This window comes from Shigella sp. SIG3 (genome assembly GCF_053555855.1).
In genome coordinates, this window is the sequence record NZ_JBQZXE010000182.1 from 1 (window position 1) to 4,990 (window position 4,990).

Genomic DNA, 4,990 nt, shown 5'->3' on the forward strand with positions numbered 1-4,990 from the left:
GCTAATGTACCAAAAACATAAATTTTTATATATATGAAACCACTATCACGGAGTCGTTGGCAATTCATGTTGATGACGAGATAATGGAGTGCGATGGTAGAGACTATAACAAGAAAACCTGCTTCCCCATCGTTAAAAAAGATAATAAGAAAGGCAAAAATGAAATTTATTAAAATAAATGAAAATATATATCGGCGTCTGGAAATCTTACCGTTAGATGTTGGGATAAACATACGTAACATAAATTTTACATCCTTGTGTGAGTCTCCTGTCAGCATGGCAATATGCCCACTCTCATACAAGAGTCGGCATATTTTTTCAGAATATATTTATTTTTGATTTGGACGTTCTACGCTGCGTATAAATCGCGTCCATCACAAAAATTGCCAGCGCCACCCAAATAAAGGTGAAAGTCACCATCTTATCGGCACCCGGTTTTTCACCATAAAACGTCACAGCCAGCAGGAACATCAGCGTCGGGCCAATGTACTGAAAAAAGCCTAACGTTGAGAGACGCAGGCGCGTGGCAGCGGCAGTAAAACACAACAGCGGTACGGTAGTGACAATACCGGCGGCGATCAGCAGTAAATTCAGCGACATCGGGTTTTGCCCCATATGGCTGGTTGAACTGTCGGCAATAGCAAACAGGTAAATCGCCGCCACGGGCAGCAGCCACATGGTTTCAATTAACATGCCGGTTTGTGCTTCTACCGCAATCTTCTTGCGCACCAGGCCGTAGAAGGCAAAACTAAATGCCAGCCCCAGCGCGATAATAGGTAGCGAACCAAAAGTCCACAGCTGGACCAACACGCCACATATCGCCAGAATCACCGCCAGCCATTGCATCCGGCGGAATCGCTCGCCGAGGAAAATCATCCCCAGCACAATGTTCACCAGCGGGTTAATAAAGTAACCAAGGCTCGCTTCCAGCATATGGTGATTGTTCACCGCCCAGATAAACAGTAGCCAGTTGCCACCAATCAGCACGGCAGAGACTGCCAGCATAAAAATTTTCTGTGGCGTCTGAATCAGCGTTTTTAAATAGGACCACTGGCGGCAAATGCTCATCAGCACCACCATAAAGAAAAACGACCAGATCACGCGATGCGTCAGGATCTCATCGGCGGGCACGTAGTAAATCAGCTTGAAGTATGCTGGCGCAATACCCCAAATAAAATAAGCGGCAAGAGCGAGTAATACGCCCTGCCGCGTTTGTTTTGCATCCATCGGGAATACTCATTTTTAATTGGTAACAGCAGTTTACCTGCTTTTATGTCTTCAACCTACCATATAGGTGGCGGTGGCACTGGCAATATAAAGCTGTTCTTCATTGTGTAATTCAACGCGGGCGACGGCGACTTTATTGCCTGCACGCAACAGGCTACTGGTAGCAGTAAAACGCTCGCCTCTGCCTGGGCGCAGATAATCAACGCGAAGATCAATGGTCCCCATCCGCGATAGCCGCTGGCGTAGTTCATCTTCACTGATGGTTTCGTGGCGGGTTAAGGTACTTCCCACGCACACCAGACCGGCGGCGACATCCAGCGCCGACGCAATGACTCCGCCGTGCAAAATGCTTTGCGCCCAGTTACCCACCATCATCGGCTGATTTTTAAAGGCCAGCTGTGCGAACTCTTTTTCGTAACGCTCCAGTTCCATCCCCAATGCGCGGTTAAATGGCATGTGATAAACAAACATCTCACCCACTAATTTCAGGGCTTGTTCAGCGGTCAGTACGGCAGACATATCATCCTTACACTTCATTGGTTAATGAAATGTTGATTTTATGCTTCTTTGTTGTTGGTTTCTACTTTAGGAAGGGATAACTAACGGCAATGGAGTTAAGTATGTAAAATAGCCCGCAGAAAAACATTCACCTTATCAATAATTCGTTACGGAGAACACGACCGATGCGGACTCTGCAGGGCTGGTTGTTGCCGGTGTTTATGTTGCCTATGGCAGTATATGCACAAGAGGCAACGGTGAAAGAGGTGCATGACGCGCCAGCGGTGCGTGGCAGTATTATCGCCAATATGCTGCAGGAGCATGACAATCCGTTCACGCTCTATCCTTATGACACCAACTACCTCATCTACACCCAAACCAGCGATCTGAATAAAGAAGCGATTGCCAGTTACGACTGGGCGGAAAATGCGCGTAAGGATGAAGTAAAGTTTCAGTTGAGCCTGGCATTTCCGCTGTGGCGTGGGATTTTAGGCCCAAACTCGGTGTTGGGTGCGTCTTATACGCAAAAATCCTGGTGGCAACTGTCCAATAGCGAAGAGTCTTCACCGTTTCGTGAAACCAACTACGAACCGCAATTGTTCCTCGGTTTTGCCACCGATTACCGTTTTGCAGGTTGGACGCTGCGCGATGTGGAGATGGGGTATAACCACGACTCTAACGGGCGTTCAGACCCGACCTCCCGCAGCTGGAACCGCCTTTATACTCGCCTGATGGCAGAAAACGGTAACTGGCTGGTAGAAGTGAAGCCGTGGTATGTGGTGGGTAATACTGACGATAACCCGGATATCACCAAATATATGGGTTACTACCAGCTTAAAATCGGCTATCACCTCGGTGATGCGGTGCTCAGTGCGAAAGGACAGTACAACTGGAACACCGGCTACGGCGGCGCGGAGTTAGGCTTAAGTTACCCGATCACCAAACATGTGCGCCTTTATACTCAGGTTTACAGCGGCTATGGAGAATCGCTCATCGACTATAACTTCAACCAGACCCGTGTCGGTGTAGGGGTTATGCTAAACGACTTGTTTTGATGAACGGTTGAGTGGTTGGCAAATCTGGAATCCAGCATCCAGGATTACCCTCTCAGAGACTAAAAGCATTGCAGTTTCTCGCGCAGGCGCTGAAAATAGCGCCTGTTTTTATTTCAGGCAATCGGGGTGAATGTGGCGCAGGCGGAAGTGTTGAATCTGGAGTCCGGAGCTAAACAGGTTTTACAAGAAACCTTTGGCTACCAACAGTTTCGCCCCGGCCAGGAAGAAATTATCGACACTGTGCTTTCCGGTCGCGATTGCCTGGTTGTTATGCCCACTGGTGGCGGAAAATCCCTTTGCTATCAAATTCCTGCCTTATTGCTAAACGGCCTTACCGTGGTTGTTTCACCGCTGATTTCGTTGATGAAAGATCAGGTGGATCAACTACAGGCCAACGGCGTGGCGGCGGCGTGCCTTAACTCGACGCAAACCCGCGAACAGCAACTTGAAGTGATGACAGGCTGCCGCACCGGGCAAATTCGCTTACTGTATATCGCCCCGGAACGCCTGATGCTGGATAACTTTCTTGAGCATCTGGCGCACTGGAATCCGGTGTTATTAGCCGTCGATGAAGCGCACTGTATCTCCCAATGGGGCCACGATTTCCGCCCGGAATATGCCGCGCTCGGTCAGTTGCGCCAGCGGTTCCCGACGCTGCCGTTTATGGCGCTGACCGCCACAGCCGACGACACCACGCGCCAGGATATCGTGCGCCTGCTGGGGCTGAACGATCCGCTGATTCAAATCAGCAGTTTTGACCGTCCGAATATTCGCTACATGCTGATGGAGAAATTCAAACCGCTCGATCAGTTGATGCGCTACGTGCAGGAACAGCGCGGTAAGTCTGGCATTATCTACTGCAACAGCCGGGCGAAAGTAGAAGACACCGCTGCGCGCCTGCAAAGCAAGGGTATTAGCGCGGCGGCCTATCATGCCGGGCTGGAAAATAATGTCCGCGCCGACGTGCAGGAGAAATTCCAGCGCGATGATCTGCAAATTGTGGTGGCGACGGTGGCGTTCGGCATGGGCATCAATAAACCAAACGTTCGCTTCGTGGTCCACTTTGATATTCCGCGCAATATCGAATCCTATTATCAGGAAACCGGTCGCGCCGGGCGTGATGGCCTGCCTGCGGAAGCGATGCTGTTTTACGATCCGGCTGATATGGCGTGGCTGCGCCGTTGTCTGGAAGAGAAGCCGCAGGGGCAGTTGCTGGATATCGAGCGCCACAAACTCAATGCGATGGGCGCGTTTGCCGAAGCGCAAACTTGCCGTCGTCTGGTATTGCTGAACTATTTTGGCGAAGGGCGTCAGGAGCCGTGCGGGAACTGCGATATCTGCCTCGATCCGCCGAAACAGTACGACGGTTCAACCGATGCTCAGATTGCCCTTTCCACCATTGGTCGTGTGAATCAGCGGTTTGGGATGGGTTATGTGGTGGAAGTGATTCGTGGTGCTAATAACCAGCGTATCCGCGACTATGGTCATGACAAACTGAAAGTCTATGGTATGGGCCGTGATAAAAGCCATGAACATTGGGTGAGCGTGATCCGCCAGCTGATTCATCTCGGCCTGGTGACGCAAAATATTGCCCAGCATTCTGCCCTACAACTGACAGAGGCCGCGCGCCCGGTGCTGCGCGGCGAATCCTCTTTGCAACTTGCCGTGCCGCGTATCGTGGCGCTCAAACCGAAAGCGATGCAGAAATCGTTCGGCGGCAACTATGATCGCAAACTGTTCGCCAAATTACGCAAACTGCGTAAATCGATTGCCGATGAAAGTAATGTCCCGCCGTACGTGGTGTTTAACGACGCAACCTTGATTGAGATGGCTGAACAGATGCCGATCACCGCCAGCGAAATGCTCAGCGTTAACGGCGTTGGGATGCGCAAGCTGGAACGCTTTGGTAAACCGTTTATGGCGCTGATTCGTGCGCATGTCGATGGCGACGACGAAGAGTAGTCAGCAGCATAAAAAAGTGCCAGTATGAAGACTCCGTAAACGTTTCCCCCGCGAGTCAAATGTATGTTGATGTTATTTCTCACCGTCGCCATGGTGCACATTGTGGCGCTTATGAGCCCCGGTCCCGATTTCTTTTTTGTCTCTCAGACCGCTGTCAGTCGTTCCCGTAAAGAAGCGATGATGGGCGTGCTGGGCATTACCTGCGGCGTAATGGTTTGGGCTGGGATTGCGTTGCTTGGCCTGCATTT

Annotated in this window: 5 protein-coding genes and 1 pseudogene; 3 read left to right on the forward strand and 3 right to left on the reverse strand. The window is 50.7% G+C overall.

The annotated features are described in order from the left end of the window. The 3 genes and pseudogenes from yigG to yigI form a co-directional block, all read right to left on the reverse strand. Positions 1-242 (reverse strand): annotated as a pseudogene (yigG, locus tag ACUU1I_RS19575) (protein YigG); the annotation flags it as partial. Positions 243-318: 76 nt separating this feature from the next. Then, positions 319-1,227: an EamA family transporter RarD gene (gene rarD, locus ACUU1I_RS19580; protein WP_000339108.1), complete on the reverse strand. Its 909-nt coding sequence runs from the start codon at positions 1,225-1,227 to the stop codon at positions 319-321. 51 nt (positions 1,228-1,278) lie between these two features. Beyond that, the gene (gene yigI / locus ACUU1I_RS19585; protein WP_001277142.1) at positions 1,279-1,746 is read right to left on the reverse strand and encodes an acyl-CoA thioesterase YigI; all 468 of its coding nucleotides are present in this window, start codon (positions 1,744-1,746) and stop codon (positions 1,279-1,281) included. A 164-nt stretch (positions 1,747-1,910) separates the two neighbouring features. On the opposite strand from yigI, the gene pldA reads away from it, so the two are divergent. The 3 genes from pldA to ACUU1I_RS19600 form a co-directional block, all read left to right on the forward strand. Next, on the forward strand, positions 1,911-2,780 hold the full coding sequence (gene pldA, locus ACUU1I_RS19590) for a phospholipase A (RefSeq protein ID WP_001259700.1): 870 nt from the start codon (positions 1,911-1,913) through the stop codon (positions 2,778-2,780). A gap of 132 nt (positions 2,781-2,912) precedes the next feature. Then, complete coding sequence (recQ, locus tag ACUU1I_RS19595; protein ID WP_152030621.1) at positions 2,913-4,742, forward strand: ATP-dependent DNA helicase RecQ; 1,830 nt, start codon at positions 2,913-2,915, stop codon at positions 4,740-4,742. 63 nt (positions 4,743-4,805) lie between these two features. Next, positions 4,806-4,990: LysE family transporter (locus ACUU1I_RS19600; protein ID WP_040235416.1), on the forward strand; the 185-nt coding region annotated here is incomplete at its 3' end.

What these genes read in the sequence shown, in the direction of transcription:
- rarD (WP_000339108.1), bottom strand. Translation starts at nt 1,227, where the DNA reads ATGGATGCAAAACAAACGCGGCAGGGCGTATTACTCGCTCTTGCCGCT.
- yigI (WP_001277142.1), bottom strand. Translation starts at nt 1,746, where the DNA reads ATGTCTGCCGTACTGACCGCTGAACAAGCCCTGAAATTAGTGGGTGAG.
- pldA (WP_001259700.1), top strand. Translation starts at nt 1,911, where the DNA reads ATGCGGACTCTGCAGGGCTGGTTGTTGCCGGTGTTTATGTTGCCTATG.